Raw genomic sequence first — 20,476 nt, 5'->3', positions numbered from 1 at the left:
GATCTGAATGATGTGGAGTTTAGCGAGGAAATTCAACAGATTGAGAAATAAACAAACGCAGGTTATGATGTGGAGACATGTATACTGGGATGATTATAGAGAGGAATGGAACAATCGCATGGAATCCAAACTACTTCAAAAATTAAAATATGCTTCCCAATTAACGGCACAGGAGAAGCATATTGTGGACTATATTCTGAACAACCCCGAAGTTGTATTTGATTCTACAGCCCATGAACTGGCTCAGCAGACCTATACAAGCTCATCTACCATTGTTCGCCTATGCAAAAAGCTGGGTACCAAGGGGTACCCAGACTTTCAGCTTAAGCTTGCGCTTGAATACCAACAGATACCTCCCGCGTTGCAGACGCAGGATCATGCAATTGCAGAACAAGGCAACGTGCTGGCAGCCATCGACTCGGTTCCTTACCTGTATCAGCAGGCGCTGGATGATACGCGCCGGATGTTAAATGCTCCTGTTTTGCTACGTATTGCTAACTGGGTCAAAGAATCCGGACGTATCGATATCTATGGCAGTGATATGAATTATTATCTGGCTCAACAGGCTTGTGCCAAGTGGAATGAACTCGGCATATCTGCGATTGCTCACAATAGTCCCAACATGCATTATTTGAACACGATGAATCCCAACAGCCTGACGCTGTCTTTTGTTATCTCGCACACAGGTGAGAATCAATCCATGATTGAAGCTGCCAAAGTGCTCAGTAGCAAACAAATGAAAGTCATCGCGGTTACCGGCAACAACCATTCAACCCTGTCCAGACATTGCGATGAAACGCTGCTGGCTTATGGATACAATGAACAATTACGACTGTCCAAAATGTCTTCAATGGTCTCGGTACTTTATATTTTCGATATGTTGTACATGGGGAGCATTAGCGATACGTATTAACAATTAACGCTGGTCCGCTGCAAATACAATCCCGGCATCCTTACGCGCACTCATGAGTACACTCATCACAGACTGGCTGTGTTCGAGTAGTTCGTAACACCGTTTGTGATCACCACTTGCATGGATGTCCCTGAACGTTTCCCACTCATAGTACAGCCAATTGGATTTGGTCTGCGCATTATATTCCTCAGCAGGCTCATTCCCGATCTGAAGCTTGATCTCCCGGCAACCGTTAGCTCCTCCTACAACCTGAAGATAACCTTTCTCTCCCTGAATGAGCACAAAGTTCATGCTGCTCGAGTCTTTGGCACCTACACATTCCGCAATAAACTCCGGATACTTGAGAACCATAACTCCTGACGTATCAATGCCGTTTGCATGCTGGTTCGCTGTATACGATACGGCATTCGGACTGCCGAACAGATTCATAACCAAATGAAGATTATAAATATTGATATCCATCAGCGCACCACCAGAGAATTGTGGATTAAATACATTCGGTGTTTGCCCTGCAAGCAGATCATTGTATTTGCGCGAGTATTGACTGTAGTTACACTGGATGAGTCTAATCGGACCAAGCTTCGGTAGTTGCTCCTGTATGACTTTAATATTGGGCAAATGAATGTTGGAGATCGCTTCAAACAGCAACAAATTCTTTTCCTTCGCAAGTGCAATCAGCGACTCTGCTTCCTGAAGCGTGGATGTGAACGGTTTTTCACAGACGACATGCTTGCCATGTTGAAGTGCCTGATAGGCCTGTTCGTAGTGCATACTGTTCGGTGAAGCAATATATACGAGATCTACATTCACATCTACAAATAGGGAGTCCAGGTCTGTATAGATTGTACTTACCCCATATTTACCCGCAAGCTCCTGTGCTGTTTCTCTCTTCCGGGAGTACATCGCTGTACAAGTGACATCTTCCAGTTCATTTATCGCGGACAAAATGGCATCTACAATGGACCCTGTACCAATCGTTGCTATATTCATCATATTGTTTCGCTCCTGTCGTTTATTTGTTAGTTGGCTTTCTTCGCCACTTCGATTCCTTCATGTAAAATATCCAATACATATAAAACCTCTTCATCCTTGACCGGTTTATCACCGTTATGTCGAATGGCATGAAGCAGTCGATCATATAAAATGCCATAGTCCGTTGCTTCCGAAGGAACTTTCTCCGTATGTGATGTTCCCTCTTCGTCCACATAACTAATCGTACCCCAGTTATCCTCTGATTCAGCTTCAATGGATATTTTGGTTCGTCCATCTCCATTTTTCGTTTGATGTCCGCTGCTATATTTGACGAAGCTTCCCCGATCCCCGTGCACTATGAATTTCGGATGCTCGATCTTCACAAGCAGGCTGCACTTAATCGTAGCCTTCATTCGTCCATAACGAAAATCAATATCGATATAATCATCGGATTCACCCGGCGCGATCAAACTCCGAACATCATAATCAATTCGGTCGGCTACGCCATATATGGAGATTAACTGATCAATGGTATGCACGGCCAACCCATGCAGCAATCCAAATCCGCTTCTGGCGTACTGTGGTTGAAAATAATCATAGTGGGACTGGATTTCAACAATATTTCCCAGTTCGCCGCTCTCAATCACTTTTTTCAATGTCAGAAAGTCACCATCAAATCTGCGATTTTGATTCGCCATGGAGATGAGATTTTTACGATTGGCTAGTTCAAAGATATTTTTGGCTTCCGCAGAAGTAGAGGCAAAAGGTTTCTCCACCAGCACATGTTTCCCGTGTTCCAATGCCAGCTTGGCGTACTCTACATGGCTATCCACATGGGTGGCAACAACAATCAATTCAATCTCATTATCCTGCAATATGTCTTCGATATTCGTCGAAAAAGTAATCTCGGGATAGAGTGATTCACGCTCTGTATCGCCAACCCGATCTTCCTCCCGACGGTATATCGTCTTCACCTTGATGTTTTCTTTCTTGTCCAGATAAGGCAAATGATAATTCACCACTGCGTTCCCAAATCCGATGATCGCCATATTCAATTCCATGATCGCTCACTCCTCTGCTCTGGTTGAGTGTAATGTTATCACGATCAAGTCAGGCGGAGAATGCTTTGGGACGGGATTGGCAGCATCATGCGCAATTCGATTTCTGGTTGGAATGTGTATGAAATTCAATTTCATTCTCTTCTTTTTTTCATGTTCGAGATCTAACATATCTTCCATAGTTTACCGATATAACATAAGGCGTTAATTACATACATATAGAACGAAGGGGACGATGAAAAAATGAAAACAGGGTATACCTATTTACAACGTACCATCTGTACATTGCTGTTATTTACACTCATTTCAGCAGTGACATTGGGAGGCGGAACTGCAGCCCAGGCAGCTTCACTCAGCCAATCCACAGTGTATTATGAATCTGATGGCGTCTTATACAAAGTATCCGCTGATGGCAGCAATACGACAGAAGTCTTAATTGATTTCCAAGGGGTGGACTTGCACGCGGCAGGCTCTTATCTTTACTACACGCAGACTGGCTCTTCCACAACATTGCTCCGGGTTCCGAATGACGGGTCCAGCGATGCGGCAGAAACATTTGCTACAGATGTACTGAGCTATTACACGGATAACGGATTCATCTATTATCTGGACGCTACAGGTACAATTTATCGCGCTAATGGCAATAGTGACGCTTCAGCTGTCACCAAGATTGCTGACAAAGCAGATACTGATTTTCCATTTCTCCTGGTAGCCAAAGGGCGTGCTTACTATAATGCGCTGGTTAATGGAAACACGTGGATCGTGTCCAAAACGTCTAACGGTTCTGGAGCTGTGCAGCGAATTGCCGCAGGCGCAGTGGAAGGACGTTATTTTACGAATCAAGCCAAAAACGAACTGCAACTGATGGTAAATACAGACCCCTACGAGGACTTCTATTCCACCAATGCTGTTGTCATGTATAAGGTGAATTACAACACTGGCAAGGCAACTGCTGTTAATCCCAAAGCCAAACTGGATGTGAATGCTGTATATTCCGGTGGTTGGGGAAACAATCTTTACGTGTATAACAAAGGAATCGATCTCGACATTAATAAGGATTACAATTATGCCAAAGGCAAAGCTTTCGCGTTAACAACTTCAGCCAAAACGCTTCAGCTTCATAACAAGAGCGTTCGGGAAGTAAGTGCCTTAGGTACAGACAAGGTTGTCCTTATTGATGCAGACAAGAAGGCTTATGCCAAAACGGTCTCCGGCAACAAAGTGACCAAGTCCGCCAACCTGAACCTGAACAATGTAACGTATGTTGCGAATCAATTGACCAATGGTACAGCTACGGCTGCATACATCTCGGGCAACAACGGGCTCTATTCGGTCAACACAGCTCTCAAGGTAACGAAACTTACCAGTGACGAATGGGATGCATTCCATATCAGAGATGATGTTGCCGGCCTGTTCTACATCAATGCCAAAGATCAGTATCGCTTGTATCACGTGCAAACGGGTGGAACAGGGAAAAAAGTAATGAGTGACGTTTTCCTCGACAATATTCTATTGGTGACACCGTACTAACATATCCTGTTGATTCAAACGTCTAACCCATTCAACGGACTTGTCCATAACAAAAAGGATTACCGCACAGCCATAACGGCTGTCGGTAATCCTTTTTTGGTTGTCGAAAACTATTTTTCAAAAATATCTTCCATATGAGAATGATAATTGTTATCATTAAGAAAATAAGACAAAAGGATGGTCCGTATGACTGAACAGTTTCCCTTCATTGCTGAAACCTCATCTCTACCGCTCCTCTCCTCCATGTGCCGTGTGCGTCGTGGGGAGAATTTCCGTGTGCAAGGCAAGACGGTGTCCCGGCCCATGCTCTGTCTTATTTTGCAAGGAGACGGAGTTCTGGTCCTGAATGATACAGTCTATACGGCGCAAGCAGGCAGCTTGTTCGTGTTGAAGTCAGGTACAACCATCGAGGCCGCTGCACGCTCGAATGTGACCGAGTTTATATTGCTAAGCATGGATACGGTTGAATTGCAGCAAGTGCGAGGTGAATGGAAAATGACCTCTTCACCCGCCTTCCCGCTGGATTGGCAGACAGGCAGATTGCTGGTTCGTCACGAGCAGCAGGCTGTATCACGTTTGGGACAACTGTATGAAACCTATCGCGGTCTTCAACCGGACCATTTTATCAGCATACATAGCCAGCTGCATGAACTGCTGCAGTTTCTCTCGGAGAACCGACTGGAAGCCAATCATGAGAAAGTGGACCCTGCCTTGGAACGCAGTATTATGTATATGCGACGTTACATGAGTGAAGGAATCAGCATGGATCAGCTTGCCAAGATTGCTGGCCTCACACCCAGCTCCTACTCTCGCAGTTTCAAGAAAGCTAAGGGCATGTCACCGACCGATTATCTGAATCGTTTACGTATAGACGAAGCCAAAAAACAGCTGACCGAGGAATCATGTGTCCTCAAAGACGTCGCGATATCTGTCGGGTATGGCAATGAGTATTATTTTAGCCGTAAATTCAAACAAACCTTGGGCATTGCTCCCAGCGTATATATGAAAAGAGATCAACTTCGCGTAGCTACGGCATCCATCATGGGATTTCACGAGAATCTGGCCTCACTTGGACTGCGCCCTGTAGCTGTGCTGGAAGGAGTTCTTGACCGAGAATCGGATGATTATGAACAAGAACGCCGATTAACCAGACAATTCGATCAACTTCGGCAGGCGAAGCCAGACTTGATCATCGGTGATTTTTACCATAAGCCTTATTATGATCGCCTGAAAAGTATTGCGCCCACCATCATCTTGGAGTCCACTGACGACTGGAAAGAGAACCATATTCGCATAGCCGAACTGGTCGGACGCGAGAAGCAAGCGTTACTGAATGTCAAGGAACTTGCGTTCCGCAAGCTTGAAGCCGGACTGAACCTCCAGCCTTATTTCGGACAAAAAAGGTTGGCTCTGATGGAGATTACGAATCAGTTTATTCGATTACAGGGGAATGGCGAGCATCCATTAAATCACTTGTTGTATGCCGAATTGGAACTCCATCCTGCCCAGCTTGTGTCTCCTGAAAGTTCCAGAAATGAGTATGTTGCGGATAATATCCCCGTGCTGGACACGGATTATCTATTGATTCATCGTGCTTCGCTTCAGCCTGCCAGTGAAAAGGTATTCCGACGCATGAAGCAAACGGCATCATGGAATCGATCACCTGCCGTGCTGCATGGTAACGTTCACGATATCTCGAACTGGCAAAGGTTATGCTGGACCCCGGGTGGCCAGTTGCAGATTCTGAACGAACTGGAACAGATTGCCCAGCAGTCTGTAGTTTTTCCTCAGGCAGGTCTGATCGGACATTAGATGTGAATATTAGCTCAAAACGAAGTGCCCGATGTGCCGTGTTATTTTTTCCATCGTGTTCCTTCAATTATAATTCAATAAGATATCGTACAAACCAAAGGGCCCTCTCCTATAACGGAAAGGGCCCTTTACATGTAATTATGAATGTTCCTTGATCTCTTCCTTCGGAACCAGTTTGTATATCTCTTCATCTTCCATGGTATCAATCAACCGATCCAACCATTTGTAGTATGCTTCCGCTTGCAAAACCTTGTGTTTGTCTTCCATCAGAATGTGGATAAGTTCAGCATCTGCCTGCTCATCCAGATCTTCGACTAACCGATTCAGTTCTTCAATTGATTTGCGTAGAATCTGAAGGTTACTCTCCACGGCTTTTCTCCACTTAATCGCAAAATAATCCGTAAACGTCTGATGCCAGTCATATTCTACTTCATATAGGTCTTTCCTGGAGCCCTTGCTCCATACTTTGTTTACCATTTTCAAATCCAGCAGTGTTCGTACACCTGTACTCATACTCGTTTTGCTCATTTCCATTTCCCGTCCCATATCGTCAAGGGTCATTGGCTTGTCTGCAAAAAATAGCAATCCATATAAGTGTCCCGTAGACAGCGTAACGCCGTAAAGATCCATATTACGTCCAATGGCTTCAATCACGCGTTTACGAATCCTCAGCACGGTTGCCTGCTGTTCCTCTTGTAAATGGTCCAAGCCCATGCTTGCAACCTCCATTCTGAACATTCCACAGTCTTGGCAAAATAATTGCAACACTTTAAAAGTCCTGCTTACATGGGAAAGCATCCGGCCGGACATCCTATATGCCAGAGGGCTTTCTTTCACCCAATGTATGAAAATGGGAACTTTACCAGGCTACATTTGCCTATGACTATCTTTTAACCAAAAAATTCAGCTTCAATTCAGCTCATTTTCTATTGTAGGAAAAGCGATATCAAATGTAAAGGAACCTTATTAGACAGAATAAGGAGAATGACGGAGCATATGGAAGGAAAACTTTGTACAGTTTTTACTGTACAAACATTATGTACTGTTTATTCGGTTGCTATACGGGGTAAGTATTGTTAGAATACAAAACGTTACCCAGAAAGACGGGAAGCGAAGCAACATCTACCGGATTTCGTGGCTGGGCGCATAAGTGTATGGGCTTATGGATGCTGAAAGCCGTTCGAAGTGCACAACACATCAGAAGGGGTGAAAACATGACCATACTTGAAGTGAAAAACGTAAGTAAATTGTTTGGCCCCCAAACCGAGCAAGGTCTGCAATTACTGGAGCAAGGTTGGGGTAAAGAAAAGTTGGCCAAAGAAAAACAGATAACGGTTGGTGTCAACCGGGTCAACATGGAGATTAAGGAAGGCGAGATTTTCGTTATTATGGGGCTGTCCGGGAGTGGTAAATCCACATTAGTACGGATGTTCAATCGCCTGATTGAACCAACATCCGGAGAAATTCTGGTCCATGGTAAGGATCTACGCAAGATGAACAAAGAACAATTGCGCGAAGTGCGCCGGAAAACGATCAGCATGGTCTTCCAGAAGTTTGCGTTATTCCCGCACCGTACCGTTCTTGATAATGTGGAGTATGGATTGGAAGTACAGAAAGTAGACAAAGAAGTACGCCGTGAGAAAGCGAAAACCTCACTTGAGCTGGTTGGCCTTAAAGGCTGGGAAGACAAAATGCCAGATGAACTCAGTGGCGGAATGCAGCAACGTGTCGGCTTGGCCCGTGCACTTGCCAATGACCCGGAAGTACTATTAATGGATGAAGCCTTCAGTGCCCTTGATCCATTGATTCGCCGTGATATGCAGGATGAGCTGATCGAGCTTCAAGATAAAATGAAAAAGACAATTATTTTCATTACCCATGACTTGGACGAAGCGCTGCGCATCGGCGATCGTATTGCCCTCATGAAAGACGGCGCAGTCGTGCAGATCGGTACACCGGAAGAAATCATGATTCAACCGGCCAACTCATATGTGGCCCGCTTCGTCGAAGACGTGGATCTGTCCAAGGTCCTTACAGCATCTCACGTAATGCGTCGCCCTGAAACAATTACGCTTGACCGTGGTCCTCGTGTTGCCCTCGAATTAATGCGCGAACGTGGTATTTCCAACCTGTTTGTCATTGACCGTTCGAAAAAATTGCTTGGTGTCATTACAGCAGAAGATGCAACTCGTGCCATGCGCGAAAACAAAATATTGAACGACATTCTGATCACGGACGGGCCGACGGTGTCGCCTGAGACCCTGATTCATGAATTGTTCGAGATTGTAAGTTCTGCCCATGTGCCGCTCGCTGTTGTTGGTGAGAATGGCCGTCTGCAAGGTGTTATCGTCCGCGGTGCCCTGCTGGGTGCACTTAGCGGTGAAGTTGCAGTAAAGGAGGAACTTGTGAATGATTCCCAAAATACCACTCGCATCGTGGATTGAATCCATCGTTGACTGGATGAGCTCCTCGCTCTCCGGATTGTTTAAAGTTATCTCTGTTGTTATTCAGGAAGTGGTCGGATTCTTCTCCGGGCTGTTCATGCTGCCCCATCCACTCCTGTTCATTGCGATATTGGGTGTTCTTGCGTTCCTCGTAGGTCGACTCCCACTGACATTATTCACGGTTATCGGGTTCTTGCTCGTAGATAACTTGGGGTACTGGTCCCAATCCATGGACACACTCGGCTTGGTTATCACTTCAGGATTGGTATCGATCCTGCTTGGTGTGCCTGTCGGAATCTGGCTCGCATACAGTAAAACTGCGGCGCGTATCATTACACCGCTACTTGACTTCATGCAGACGATGCCTGCATTTGTTTACTTGCTGCCTGCGGTTACATTCTTTAGCCTCGGTGTCGTTCCAGGTGTTATCGCATCCGTTATATTTGCGATTCCACCAACGATTCGTCTGACTCACCTGGGTATCAAACAGGTATCTGGCGAATTGGTTGAAGCAGCCGATGCATTCGGCTCAACTTCCATGCAAAAGTTGTTCAAAGTACAGCTTCCACTCGCTCTGCCTACCGTGATGTCCGGTATTAACCAGACGATCATGCTGTCGCTGTCCATGGTTGTTATTGCATCCATGATCGGTGCGCAGGGTATTGGTGCCGAAGTATATCGTGCAGTAACACAGCTGCAAATCGGTAAAGGTTTCGAAGCCGGTCTCGCTGTTGTTGTACTCGCGATTGTGCTGGACCGTTTTACACAAAATCTGTTTATGCCTGGTCGCAAAAAGACCTCACGCGTTACAACGAAACAAAAAGCATGGATCACTGCTGCAGCAACATTCCTTGTGCTTGTAGCTGGTTTCTCACAATACTTCGTTGGTGGCACAACTTCCGCTGGTGGCAACAATTCAGCAGCCAATGCTATAGGTCAAGAAGTGAACTATCAGATTATCGGTATTGATCCAGGGGCTGGTATCATGAAGTCTGCTGCAAAAGCGATCGAAGACTATAAATTGACTGACTGGACTCTGATTGAAGGCTCTGGTGCAGCCATGACTGCCACACTGGACAAAGCCATCAAAAATGAAGATCCAATCATCATTACAGGTTGGACTCCACACTGGATGTTCAACAAATACGATCTGAAATATCTGGAAGATCCAGAGAAATCTTTCGGTGATGCTGAAGAAATTCACACCATCGCCCGTAAAGGTTTGAAAGAAGATCACCCGGTTGCGTTTGAATTCCTGTCCCGTTTCCAATGGACATCGGATGAAATGGGTGAGATGATGACTGCTATCCAAGAGGGTACATCCCCGGAAGAAGCAGCTAAAGCTTATGCGGAGAAACATGCCGATCAGATTGCTGAGTGGACCAAAGGTCTGACTCCGGTCAACGGCGATGACTTCAAACTGAGCTATGTGGCTTGGGATTCCGAAATCGCAAGTACTAACTTGCTGAAATATGTAATGGAAAACAACCTGGGTTATAAAGTTAACGCTCTGCAAGTCGAAGCTGGACCCATGTGGACGGGTGTTGCCTCAGGCGACGTAGATGCCTCTCCAGCAGCTTGGCTGCCATTGACACACGCTGACTACTGGGAACGTTACAAAGACCAGGTAGACGATCTGGGTGCCAACATGACGGGTGTACGTACAGGACTCGTGGTTCCTAGTTACATGACGGAAGTAAACTCGATTGCAGATCTGGAGACAGGTGCCGCTTCTTCCACTCCATCGGCAAGTGCTAATGTGGGTAATGAAGTGAACCACCAGATTATCGGTATCGATCCAGGTGCCGGAATTATGAGATCCACAGCAAGTGCCATTGAGAAATACGGTTTGTCTGACTGGAAACTGGTTGAAGGTTCAGGAGCCGCAATGACAGCTACGCTGGATAAAGCTGTTAAGAATAAGGAACCCATTATTGTTACAGGTTGGACACCGCATTGGATGTTCAACGCTTACGACCTGAAATACCTGGAGGATCCGGAAGGTGTCTACGGTGAAGCCGAACAGATTCATACGATTGCCCGTAAAGGGTTAAAGGAAGACAAGCCTGTCGCTTATGAATTCCTGGATCGCTTCTCCTGGACAACTGAAGATATGGGTGAAATAATGATCGCTATTCAAAATGGAGAAGATGCTCAGCAAGCTGCTGCTACATATGCAGAGAAGCATAGTGACCAAATCGCTGAGTGGACCAAAGGTCTTACCCCGGTGAATGGCGAATCCATCAAACTAAGTTATGTGGCCTGGGACTCCGAAATTGCAAGTACCAACTTGCTGGAGTATGTTCTGAAGGAGAAACTCGGTTACAATGTAACTTCCCTTCAAGTTGAAATCGGTCCAATGTGGACGGGAATCGCCAACGGTGATGTAGATGCTACGCCAGCCGCATGGCTGCCACTTACTTCATCCGATTATTACAACAAGTATAAGGATCAGATCGATGATCTGGGTCCGAATATGGACGGTGCCAAAACTGGTCTGGTTGTACCAGCTTACATGGATATCAACTCTATTGAAGATTTAAAAGATAATTAAACCAGATTGAGATGGATAAACCTGAATTTGGTAAAAAAAGACCACCGAAATTTTGAACTGCACCCCAATTGTTAGACACAACTACCAATTGGAGGTGCAGTTTTTTTATGACTAAATTCAGTTCGGATGAAAAAGTACAAGCCGTTATGCGTTATGAAAAGGGATCAGAAAGCTTGAAAAGCATCGCGAAATCCATTGGGGTTCACCATTCTGTCTTTTTAAACTGGATTAAACAATATGAGCATCATGGTGAAAAAGCTTTTATAAAGGGCTATACATCATATCCTACTCAGATTAAACTAGACGTACTTCATTATATGAACGAATTTGGGACGTCTGTTAGAGAAACGGCTGCTATATTTAATATTCCTAGCCATAGTACCCTTTTAAGTTGGCAAAAAAGCCTGAAATCACAAGGGATAGACGCCCTTCAACCAAAGAAAAAGGGGTGCTCATCCATGAAAAAAGGATTTAAAGCACAGAAGGATCAAACGCTAATAGAAGGATCTGTAGAGGCTTTACAAGCAGAGGTAGAGCGTTTGAAAATGGAGAATGCTTATTTAAAAAAGTTGAATGCCTTAGTTCGAAACAAGGAAAAATCACCAAACAAGACAAAGCTCAAGTAGTCTATGAACTAAGGAACGAATTTTCGGTGAAAGCACTTCTACAGCTAGCAGATATCCCTCGTAGCACGTATTATTACGTCGTAAAAGCGTTTGGTACGGTAGACAAGGATTTAGAGCTAAAAGACATGATACAAGCGATTTATAAGGAGCATGAGGGACGCTATGGTTATCGTCGTATTCGCGATGAGTTAACCAATCGTGGACACCATGTGAATCATAAAAAGGTACAGCGTTTGATGAAAGTATTGGGATTAAAATGTTTGGTACGTATGAAGAAATATCGTTCGTATAAAGGGGCCATTGGCAAGATTGCACTGAACCTATTAGAACGCAATTTCCACGCTGAAAGGCCAAACGAGAAGTGGGTTACGGACATTACAGAGTTTAAATTGTTCGGAGAAAAACTATATTTATCTCCCATACTTGATCTGTATAACGGAGAAATCATTACATATACAATTGGTTCAAGACCGATCTACTCGCTTGTTTCCACGATGTTAGATCAAGCATTTTGTAGTTTAACAAATGAAGATGATCTCCTTATTCATTCGGATCAAGGCTGGCACTACCAGATGAAAACATATCGTCATGCCCTTGAAAAACGTGGCATCACGCAAAGTATGTCCCGTAAAGGGAACTGCTACGATAACGCCGTCATGGAGAACTTCTTTGGCATCATGAAATCCGAGTTCTTGTATTTAAAGGAGTTTGAAAACATCTCACATTTTAAACAAGAACTATCCAAATACATCGATTATTACAACAACAAACGCATTAAGGCAAAACTAAAAGGCATGAGTCCGGTACGGTACCGGATTCATGCCCAACAAGTTGCTTAAAGATATAATCTGTCTAACTTTACGGGGTCACTTCAATTTTTCGGTGGTCTTTTTCTTATGGCTATGTTTTTTTCAGACATGCTAATTTGATTGGGTATTCAATCTTAGTAATACTGCTACCTTAAGCATTCACACGCTTTTTTCCATTCAACGCTTCACACATATCCGCTTACTTCGCTCTTGAACCCTCTATGTAGATATTACTTGGTGAGTTCGATTATTTCCAACAACTATCCGATCAGCAACAGTAGTACACCAATGACAATCATGACAACACCAAGAATACCATATACCACTCTTGCTCCCTGCCGTCCAATGGTCTTCACAAAAATTCCTGCTCTAAAGCTCTTCATAAACCAGTCCCAGTTGTTGATTCCTCCGAGCAAACTAAAAATTCCTGCCGCTATGGCAAATAGTGCGATTAAAACGGGTTGATCTTGCATTTCTTCAACACTCCTTCAATATAATCCTGTCTACTATACCTTCACTTGGTGAAAATTAACAGGCATTAATTGGGCGTATCTCAAAACTCGCTGAAGTGCATCTTTCACCGCCTTTTCGCCCCCTGCTGCGTCACTTTCCCTTGACGTGCCCCGGCACGCCTGCAGAAAACTTCCTTGCTTGGAACGAAAATTCGGCAAAATCTACTTCCTTCGGAGTTTTCAGACACGCCCTAGAAAAAAACAGCTTGCAGATGGAAGTCTGCAAGCTGTTCTGTTACGTCTGTATTATACGTTTTATTGCTTTTGCAACTCGCTTGCCGACAATAGCAGAGTCACCACTTCAGCACGGGTTGCTTCGGCGAGTGGGTTAAACATATTCTTCCCTGTTCCCTTCACCAGTCCTGCATCATATGCAGCAGCGATATATGGAGCAGCCCACGCCGGTACTTTATCTGCGTCCGCGAAACTCAGTACCGGATTCGACTGTACCGGGAGACCGAGTGCTCTGACGAGCATAACTGTCATCTCTACCCGTGATACTTTGCCTGATGAACGGAACGTATCATCCGTATAGCCACTGATGATGCCTTGATCGACTGCTTGAGCAATAAAGGATTGTGCCCATGCAGGTATTCCCGCAGCATCCTTAAACGTCAATGCCTTGTTGCTGGCCGGAAGTTCAAATGCTCTGCCCAACATCACAATGAATTCGGCGCGTGTCGCTGGTGCATTCGGACGGAAATTACCATCCTGATACCCGTTCACAATTCCCCGGGAAATGGCCTGCTCAATAGCAGCCGCAGCCCAATGATTTCCGATGTCCTTAAGGTCTACAACCGGTGTGGTTGGATTAGGAGTTCCTCCATTACCCGGAACGGTTGGCGTAGTTGGGTTCGTAGGATTGGTTGGTGTAGTCGGTGTGGTTGGAGTTACAGGTGTAGTAGGTGTTGTAGAACCTCCACCACTGCCCGGATTACTTCCATTATTGCCGCCACCATTACCAGGATTGCTTCCATTACCGTCCCCCGGAAGTGGTGCCCCCTTCAAATCCGTACTGCGTCCTTCCGTTTTTTGATCAACTGTACCTACACGGTCCAGATGTTCATGGAAGATTTCATAATCGACCAGATTCAATTCGTAGAATCGATTATCATCTTTTGATGTTCTCATAGCACGGTAGAAGTCTCCACCGTTAGCCATAAATGAATTGGTAGCGACGATATAGTATCCGTTCGGATCGATATCCGAGTACGTACCATCTGCATTCTTAATCTGAACTTTGACCACACGTTGACCGACTTGGGTCACAGTGTTAGTGGTGGCATCAATTTTTTCGCCTGGTTTTGTGGAATCGTAGTAGAACCGCATTCCTGCCACTTGCGGGAAGCGCCCTTCTCCTGTTTCCACACCACTAACGCCATTTTCCAGCGCGGCTGTAATTTCTTTGCCTGTCATTTTCAACGCAGACAGATTATTAGCGAATGGCATCACAGTCAGGAGATTGCCCAGCGTAATATCCCCTGCCTGGAATGAGGCACGAATGCCACCGCCGTTCTGGATCGCCACGTATCCTTTGACGTCGTTTTCCTGCACAATGGATTTCACTTTCTCCAGCATACCGTCTGTCATCAGGTTTCCTAAGTTGGTTTCCTGTTTCCGCACAGTGCCACGTTCTCCATCCAAGAAGACATTCGTTTTACCGATAATCGTTTTCTTGAACTTTTCCAACTGAGGAGCATATTCTTTCAGCTTGTTTGCAGCTTCCACATCATCAGCATAGATGAATTGGTTGGCAGCATCTTTCGCATCCAGACTCAACAATTTGCCGTTCCACTTCTTCAATATACCGGCTTCATCAAACGTAACATCCAATTGACCAAGAGAAACGTCATATTCCCCGGTTTGCACAACCAATGTTGGCTCATCTTGGCTGCCCACAACAATCGGTTCCTTCAGAATGGTGTGTGAATGACCACCTACCACAATATCGATTCCTTCTACCGCTTCAGCCAATTTGAGATCCTCTGAGTAGCCGAGGTGAGTCAAAGCAATAATTTTATTGATACCTTCATTTTGCAGCATCTGTACAGTTGCTTGTGCACTTGCCTTATAATCTACAAACTTCAAGTCATCTCCCGGTGAAGAAAGAGATACCGTGTCCGGTGTCGTCAATCCAAAAATACCGACTCGCTCACCATTCACTTCCGTAATAATCGCCGGATAGATTTCAGCTTTCTCACCCGGATCACCGATGCTATTGTTGTACAAACCACTCAAACTCGCATCTTTTGAATAATCAATATTGGCACTCACGAACGGGAACTCTGCTTTTTCAATAAATGCTTTCAGTACGCTTGGACCCTTATCAAACTCATGGTTACCAAAAGTCATGGCATCATATCCGATCATGTTCATGAACTCCAGATCAGCCAGGCCGTTAAACAGATTGAAGTACAATGTACCAGAGAATACGTCCCCTGCATCCAGCACCAGGGTATTATCATTGCGTGCTTCCTTAATTGCTGTTACTCGGCGCGGGATGTTATCCAGATGCGCATGCGTATCATTCGTGTGCAGTACGCGCAGGTTGAAGTCCCCGTCTTGCACTGGATCTCCAATACTTAATTGTGCGAGCAGTGGATCATGGTCGCTCACCCGTCCATCCGCTGTCTCAAAATCGGCATTCACATGTACCACTTCGATGGATGCCGTCTCAGTCAGGTTTTTACTCACCAGAATGTGATCCAGTGTCTGAGAGTTCCCATCATAGATGTAGGAATACCGCTGATTCTCTGGCAGTTCGTTTACCAGATTGTCCAGTTCATTACCTTCAACAATGTTCAAGGTATTCGAGAATTGGAAGTCATTAAAATCGCCGAGAACAGCGACATTGACCTCAGGGTCTTTGTTCAGTAACTCTTTCACAAACCCATTCACCAACGCAGCTTGCTTCGCACGTTGAACTTCACTGCTTCGAGTCGCAGGCTGTATGCTTCCAAAAGGTTTCAGGTCGCCACCTTTGGAATTGAAGTGGTTGGCAATCACCACTACACGTTCACCATTGAATTCGAATTCAGCGGCAAGCGGCTTGCGGGAGCTGGCGAACGCCTCATCCCCTGGTGCAATACGACCCGGATTATTGGAGAGACTGCCGTCAGCTTTGACTGCGATCGCTGTCGTAGCATTTCCTTTTCCGATACCAGTAGCCAACGATACACGGTTCGGTTGGTACAGGAATCCTACACGAATATTCGCACCTGGTGCCCCACCATCCTTGTTATTTTCCGGAGAAATCTCACTATATCGATATGTTGGTCCCTTGTTCGTTTTGATTGCATCAATTAGAGTCTGAAAACTCTCATTAGCTGCTGTTGTACCTGTGTCGGCATCGCCATCGTTATCCTGAACTTCCATGATGCCAATGATGTCTGGCGCGTTCAGATTATCCACGATGATTTTACCGATTTTATTGGCTCGTGTTGCATCTTTTTTGCTGAAGTTCTCCACATTAAACGTAGCAATGGTCAGTTTATCTGCCGCTTGTTCAATGGAAGTAGTCGCTTGTTTCGTTTCTCCAGGGATAACTGCTGGCAAATTCCCTTCAGGACTCACCTTAAAATTGCCGCTAGAATATGTCATTACTCCGATTACATTACCATCCAACTTATCGCCTGTTTTTACTGCTTTGGAAGGTTTTTTACTGATAAATAAACGCTGCGGATTGAGATCACTCTCATTCATATCTTTCTTGTTATCGGTCAGAATAACACCACCATTAGGTGTGCGAAGTGGATTATTCTCACCATTATTTACAACAACGGCCAGACCCGGTTGACTGGAGTAAGGACCTACAATTTCAGGCTTTTCCAGTTCAACACGCATGCCTTCCAGACTTTCATAGAAGTCTATAGCATCCGTCTCGGGATTAAATTCTGCAAAAGAGTCCGAGTCAATGACTGTAGGAATGATTCGTCCATTGACACCTAACTTCACAGGTGTAGGTAGATCGACTTTATCTAACACTTTTACAATAGTACTCGCCGTAATTTGCGTGGTAGTTAATTCGTTAACCGCCCCATATTCCGTAACTTTCCCAGATACCTTCACCTGGTTGCCAACGATAACCCCATGACTCGGCTTATACACTTGAATGGCTTCGGATGTACGTTCATCCGCATCGACTTTATCCGAAAGTTCTTGCATGTAAAAACTGCTTGTACTGACGGAGGTAACAATACCTTCGATATCCTTAACATCGTATCCGTTAAAAACAGAGGTATGTCCTGCACCCTGAATATCATGGATACGCAAGTCTTCTTTATCAGGAAGTACTTGATACGTAAAGGTGTAAACTGCACTTGATTGTCCATTAAGAATCGCAACAGCCTTGATTACGATGTCTTGATCAATCACCAATGGGCTGCTATACACGGCCGAAGAAGAAGTAGGCTCTGTTCGATCCGTTGTGTAATATATGACTGCACCTTTGGCTGGAGAGATTAATGTGACTTCATTGTTTCGGGGAATCCCACCGGATGGAACACTTGCCATCACAGACAGGCTATTTTCTACAACATCAGCGGCTGTTCTAGGCAAAATCTCTAATCCGTAATTGCTGTTGAAGGTCAGAACACCCTGCACATATTCGTAGGTTTTGCCAACAGTTAGCGCGGTAGGAGAGTTTTTGGCATAAATCGTCATCTCAGCACCATGACTATCCGTAGCGTAAAACGTCGAACTACTGCCCCGTGTTACCTGAATATCTCTTACTTCGACAAACATTCCCTCATACTTTTCGCCCGGACCTTTGTTACTTTGGTCTGCTGGTCTGACAAAGTCTGTGGACACCATATTTTTGGGTCCGGGGAGTGTTACATTTTGCTCAGTTACCTTCATGTATCCTTCGGTAAAACCTGACTTATCCTTCTCAATCTGGACGAGTCCGCTGTAGTGGGTAATTGGACCATACACTTCAATGCGATCCCCCACGTCAACTTGATTCTTCGCTCGGACTACAATGCCAGCTTCTTCGTCTTGAATATAATAATTCGTGAATTCTCCGGAGAGTTCACTGTACGTTACGACACCTGAAACGGCTACATTTGTATTTGGTGCAAGGACTCTCGCATCAGCAATGGATATGATTCCAGTCTCGTCTGCTTCCTGTACTTCTGAGTTATTCGTCTCAGCTGGTTCCTCACTTTCAGTTAAATCACCATCTTCGTTAATTGGTGACTCTGTCCCCTCCAGGTCTGACGATTCTTCAGTTGGGACTGCATCCGGTATGGAGGTCTCCTGCTCACTTGTTTGCGGTTGTTCAGTTACAACATTTTCCTCATCAGCATATGCAGTGCTACTTAATCCACCTATTGGTGCCGCACCTGTAATGACAAGAACGAAAACCAGAAACCCTTGTGCCCAACGTTTCACTTGCTTGTTGCTCATTCGTCCTACCCCCATGTTTTCAACTTGGCAATCATTTGTTCAGACAGCTTGTACATTAGTTCAAATATAAGATAACTGAATAACCGACTCATGTAAACATCATTTCTTCATTATGAAAGAAAATAGAACATGTACATTACATAAATAAATCATTTTCTCTTCTTCAAGGCTAAATAGGACTAATTTAAGATCAAAATTATGTCTTTTTGATCTTTTTGAGTCATGTTTATGTGCACATTAAACCATTTACGTTATATAAATTAACATATAAGATAAGAATCGTTTATTATTTCGACATTTAATGACAGCATCTATCTATCCCTTTTTAAGAAAAATCAGACTTAAGTCTTATAGATTTTCAAGACAAAGGCATAACAATACGACGATCAGGATTGATCGCCGTATCTTTATTTTGAAATTACCTACAATTATTTCTTCACCGTACTGTTATATTGTGCAATCTTGTCTGTAATTTGTTTGGCTGCGGCATCCAATGCTTCCTGTGGTGTACCTTGTCCATTCAGGACCGTTTCAATCGCTCCTTCGACAAGTTGTCTGGCTTCTGGGAATACACCCATTAATGCCCCGGATGTTGCTGTCGAATCCGCGGAAGCGTGCAATTGATCGACTGCTGTCTGGAATTGCGGGTACTTCGCCATATTATCCTTTAAAACTTGCTCATTGTAGGCTGCTGTCGTAATAGGGAAATATCCTGTCGCAACACTCCAATTTGCTTGTACCTCTGGTGTAGCCAAGTACTTGATGAACTCCCATGCCGCTTGCTGTTGTGCTTCGGATTTGTTGTTCATGATGTACAAGCTCGCTCCACCCACCACAACACCGCCTTCTTTGGCATCAGCTGGACGAGGCAAGAAGCCTGTTCCCAGTTCAAACTTGCCACCTGAACCTTCTACGATTTTACGCAAGCCAGCCGTAGAATCGAGGGTCATACCGATTTGCTGTGCGGTAAATGCTGCTGTCGTATCGTCTGTGCTACGTCCCAGATTGGAGAGGGTTTTCTCATCGATCATCTTTTTCCACCACGTTAATGTCTTCACTCCAGCTTCGGAGTTCAACATTGACTCTGTAGCCGCTTCGGTTCTTCCGTTTCCATTGTTTACATAATCTGCATTCTGGTTCGCAAAGAACTGTTCCATAAACCAGCCGTAGATCGCCATGGATGCACCTGGCTTACCGTCTTTCGCCAATGCTTTTGCCGCTTGTTCAAACTCTTCATACGTCTTCGGCGGGTTCTCCGGGTCCAGACCTGCTGCTTTGAACATATCCTTGTTGTAATACAGGATCGGGTTGGATGTGTTAAACGGCATCGCGTTCAATTTGCCATCGATGGTGTAGTATCGGATGATGTTCGGCTCCAGTTGGGACAGGTCGAACTGATCCTTGTCGATGAATTGTTGTACTGGTGTAATCATGCCCGAATCGATCATGAACTTGCTACCGATCTCGTAGACCTGGATAATGTCAGGACCGCTGTCTGAGCCCATGGATGCTTTGAGTTTGTTCAGACTCTCATCGTACTTCCCTTGATAGATGGGCTTCACCTGAATTTCCGGATGGCTAGCGTTAAAGTCGGAAGCGAGTTGATTAATGGCTTTCTCCCCTGCGCCAGACATGGAATGCCACCACGTCAATTGTGTTGTTTCAGCGGCGGCCGCTTCTGCTGGTGCGCCACTTGCCGGGCTGCTTGTTTCTGCTTTCGTTCCGCAAGCGGAGATGACCAACATGAGTGCAGCCAGCATTAATGTGAATGTTCCTCTTTTTTTCAAACGAAATCGCTCTCCTTTTATATGGCTCGCTTCAACATAAAATCTTGGAGATG

Annotated in this window: 12 protein-coding genes; 6 read left to right on the top strand and 6 right to left on the bottom strand. The window is 44.9% G+C overall.

Annotated elements, in window-relative coordinates:
* The first annotated feature begins 40 nt into the window (after positions 1 to 40).
* Positions 41 to 913: a MurR/RpiR family transcriptional regulator gene (locus OM416_RS18520; protein ID WP_264931907.1), complete on the top strand. Its 873-nt coding sequence runs from the start codon at positions 41 to 43 to the stop codon at positions 911 to 913.
* 3 nt (positions 914 to 916) lie between these two features.
* Here OM416_RS18520 and OM416_RS18515 read toward each other — a convergent pair whose 3' ends face one another.
* Positions 917 to 1,903, bottom strand: coding sequence for a Gfo/Idh/MocA family protein (locus tag OM416_RS18515; protein WP_264932103.1), 987 nt, complete (start codon positions 1,901 to 1,903; stop codon positions 917 to 919).
* Positions 1,904 to 1,932: 29 nt separating this feature from the next.
* Positions 1,933 to 2,946 carry a Gfo/Idh/MocA family oxidoreductase gene (locus OM416_RS18510; protein ID WP_264931906.1) on the bottom strand — a complete coding sequence of 338 codons (1,014 nt, stop codon included), beginning with the start codon at positions 2,944 to 2,946 and terminating at the stop codon, positions 1,933 to 1,935.
* A 240-nt stretch (positions 2,947 to 3,186) separates the two neighbouring features.
* On the opposite strand from OM416_RS18510, the gene OM416_RS18505 reads away from it, so the two are divergent.
* Both OM416_RS18505 and OM416_RS18500 read left to right on the top strand, forming a co-directional pair.
* Positions 3,187 to 4,473 carry a DUF5050 domain-containing protein gene (locus tag OM416_RS18505; protein WP_264931905.1) on the top strand — a complete coding sequence of 429 codons (1,287 nt, stop codon included), beginning with the start codon at positions 3,187 to 3,189 and terminating at the stop codon, positions 4,471 to 4,473.
* Between the two features lie 186 nt (positions 4,474 to 4,659).
* On the top strand, positions 4,660 to 6,285 hold the full coding sequence (locus OM416_RS18500; protein ID WP_264931903.1) for a helix-turn-helix domain-containing protein: 1,626 nt from the start codon (positions 4,660 to 4,662) through the stop codon (positions 6,283 to 6,285).
* A gap of 138 nt (positions 6,286 to 6,423) precedes the next feature.
* Here OM416_RS18500 and OM416_RS18495 read toward each other — a convergent pair whose 3' ends face one another.
* The gene (locus tag OM416_RS18495; RefSeq protein WP_062833093.1) at positions 6,424 to 6,999 is read right to left on the bottom strand and encodes a GbsR/MarR family transcriptional regulator; all 576 of its coding nucleotides are present in this window, start codon (positions 6,997 to 6,999) and stop codon (positions 6,424 to 6,426) included.
* A 500-nt stretch (positions 7,000 to 7,499) separates the two neighbouring features.
* Here OM416_RS18495 and OM416_RS18490 point away from each other — a divergent pair, with 500 nt between their 5' ends.
* From OM416_RS18490 to OM416_RS18480, 3 genes are all read left to right on the top strand, one after another.
* Positions 7,500 to 8,729 carry a quaternary amine ABC transporter ATP-binding protein gene (locus tag OM416_RS18490; protein ID WP_264931902.1) on the top strand — a complete coding sequence of 410 codons (1,230 nt, stop codon included), beginning with the start codon at positions 7,500 to 7,502 and terminating at the stop codon, positions 8,727 to 8,729.
* Positions 8,695 to 11,283: a glycine betaine ABC transporter substrate-binding protein gene (locus OM416_RS18485; protein WP_264931901.1), complete on the top strand. Its 2,589-nt coding sequence runs from the start codon at positions 8,695 to 8,697 to the stop codon at positions 11,281 to 11,283. Before OM416_RS18490 ends, OM416_RS18485 begins: the two co-directional genes overlap by 35 nt.
* 107 nt (positions 11,284 to 11,390) lie before the next feature.
* Positions 11,391 to 12,748, top strand: a protein-coding gene (locus OM416_RS18480; protein WP_264931900.1) for an IS3 family transposase whose coding sequence is annotated in 2 segments (ribosomal slippage) — positions 11,391 to 11,844 and positions 11,844 to 12,748 — 1,359 coding nt in all. Because the reading frame shifts where the segments join, the coding sequence is not laid out codon by codon here.
* A 230-nt stretch (positions 12,749 to 12,978) separates the two neighbouring features.
* Here OM416_RS18480 and OM416_RS18475 read toward each other — a convergent pair.
* From OM416_RS18475 to OM416_RS18465, 3 genes are all read right to left on the bottom strand, one after another.
* The gene (locus OM416_RS18475) at positions 12,979 to 13,191 is read right to left on the bottom strand and encodes an immunity 17 family protein (protein WP_047842001.1); all 213 of its coding nucleotides are present in this window, start codon (positions 13,189 to 13,191) and stop codon (positions 12,979 to 12,981) included.
* A 294-nt stretch (positions 13,192 to 13,485) separates the two neighbouring features.
* Entirely contained in the window at positions 13,486 to 18,636 is a 5,151-nt protein-coding gene (locus OM416_RS18470; RefSeq protein ID WP_264931899.1) for an S-layer homology domain-containing protein, read from the bottom strand.
* A 428-nt stretch (positions 18,637 to 19,064) separates the two neighbouring features.
* Positions 19,065 to 20,423, bottom strand: a complete 1,359-nt coding sequence (locus OM416_RS18465; protein WP_413775805.1) for an ABC transporter substrate-binding protein — start codon at positions 20,421 to 20,423, stop codon at positions 19,065 to 19,067.
* Positions 20,424 to 20,476 lie beyond the last annotated feature (53 nt).

Origin of the sequence: Paenibacillus sp. LS1 (assembly GCF_026013365.1) — a bacterium.
Taxonomy (GTDB): Bacteria; Bacillota; Bacilli; order Paenibacillales; family Paenibacillaceae; genus Paenibacillus.
The sequence above is the reverse complement of the archived record's forward strand: the minus strand, read 5'-3'. Positions and strand labels throughout refer to the sequence as shown.

What these genes read in the sequence shown, in the direction of transcription:
- OM416_RS18505 (WP_264931905.1), top strand. Translation starts at nt 3,187, where the DNA reads ATGAAAACAGGGTATACCTATTTACAACGTACCATCTGTACATTGCTG.
- OM416_RS18470 (WP_264931899.1), bottom strand. Translation starts at nt 18,636, where the DNA reads ATGAGCAACAAGCAAGTGAAACGTTGGGCACAAGGGTTTCTGGTTTTC.
- OM416_RS18490 (WP_264931902.1), top strand. Translation starts at nt 7,500, where the DNA reads ATGACCATACTTGAAGTGAAAAACGTAAGTAAATTGTTTGGCCCCCAA.
- OM416_RS18485 (WP_264931901.1), top strand. Translation starts at nt 8,695, where the DNA reads ATGATTCCCAAAATACCACTCGCATCGTGGATTGAATCCATCGTTGAC.
- OM416_RS18515 (WP_264932103.1), bottom strand. Translation starts at nt 1,903, where the DNA reads ATGAATATAGCAACGATTGGTACAGGGTCCATTGTAGATGCCATTTTG.
- OM416_RS18475 (WP_047842001.1), bottom strand. Translation starts at nt 13,191, where the DNA reads ATGCAAGATCAACCCGTTTTAATCGCACTATTTGCCATAGCGGCAGGA.
- OM416_RS18495 (WP_062833093.1), bottom strand. Translation starts at nt 6,999, where the DNA reads ATGGGCTTGGACCATTTACAAGAGGAACAGCAGGCAACCGTGCTGAGG.
- OM416_RS18510 (WP_264931906.1), bottom strand. Translation starts at nt 2,946, where the DNA reads ATGGAATTGAATATGGCGATCATCGGATTTGGGAACGCAGTGGTGAAT.
- OM416_RS18500 (WP_264931903.1), top strand. Translation starts at nt 4,660, where the DNA reads ATGACTGAACAGTTTCCCTTCATTGCTGAAACCTCATCTCTACCGCTC.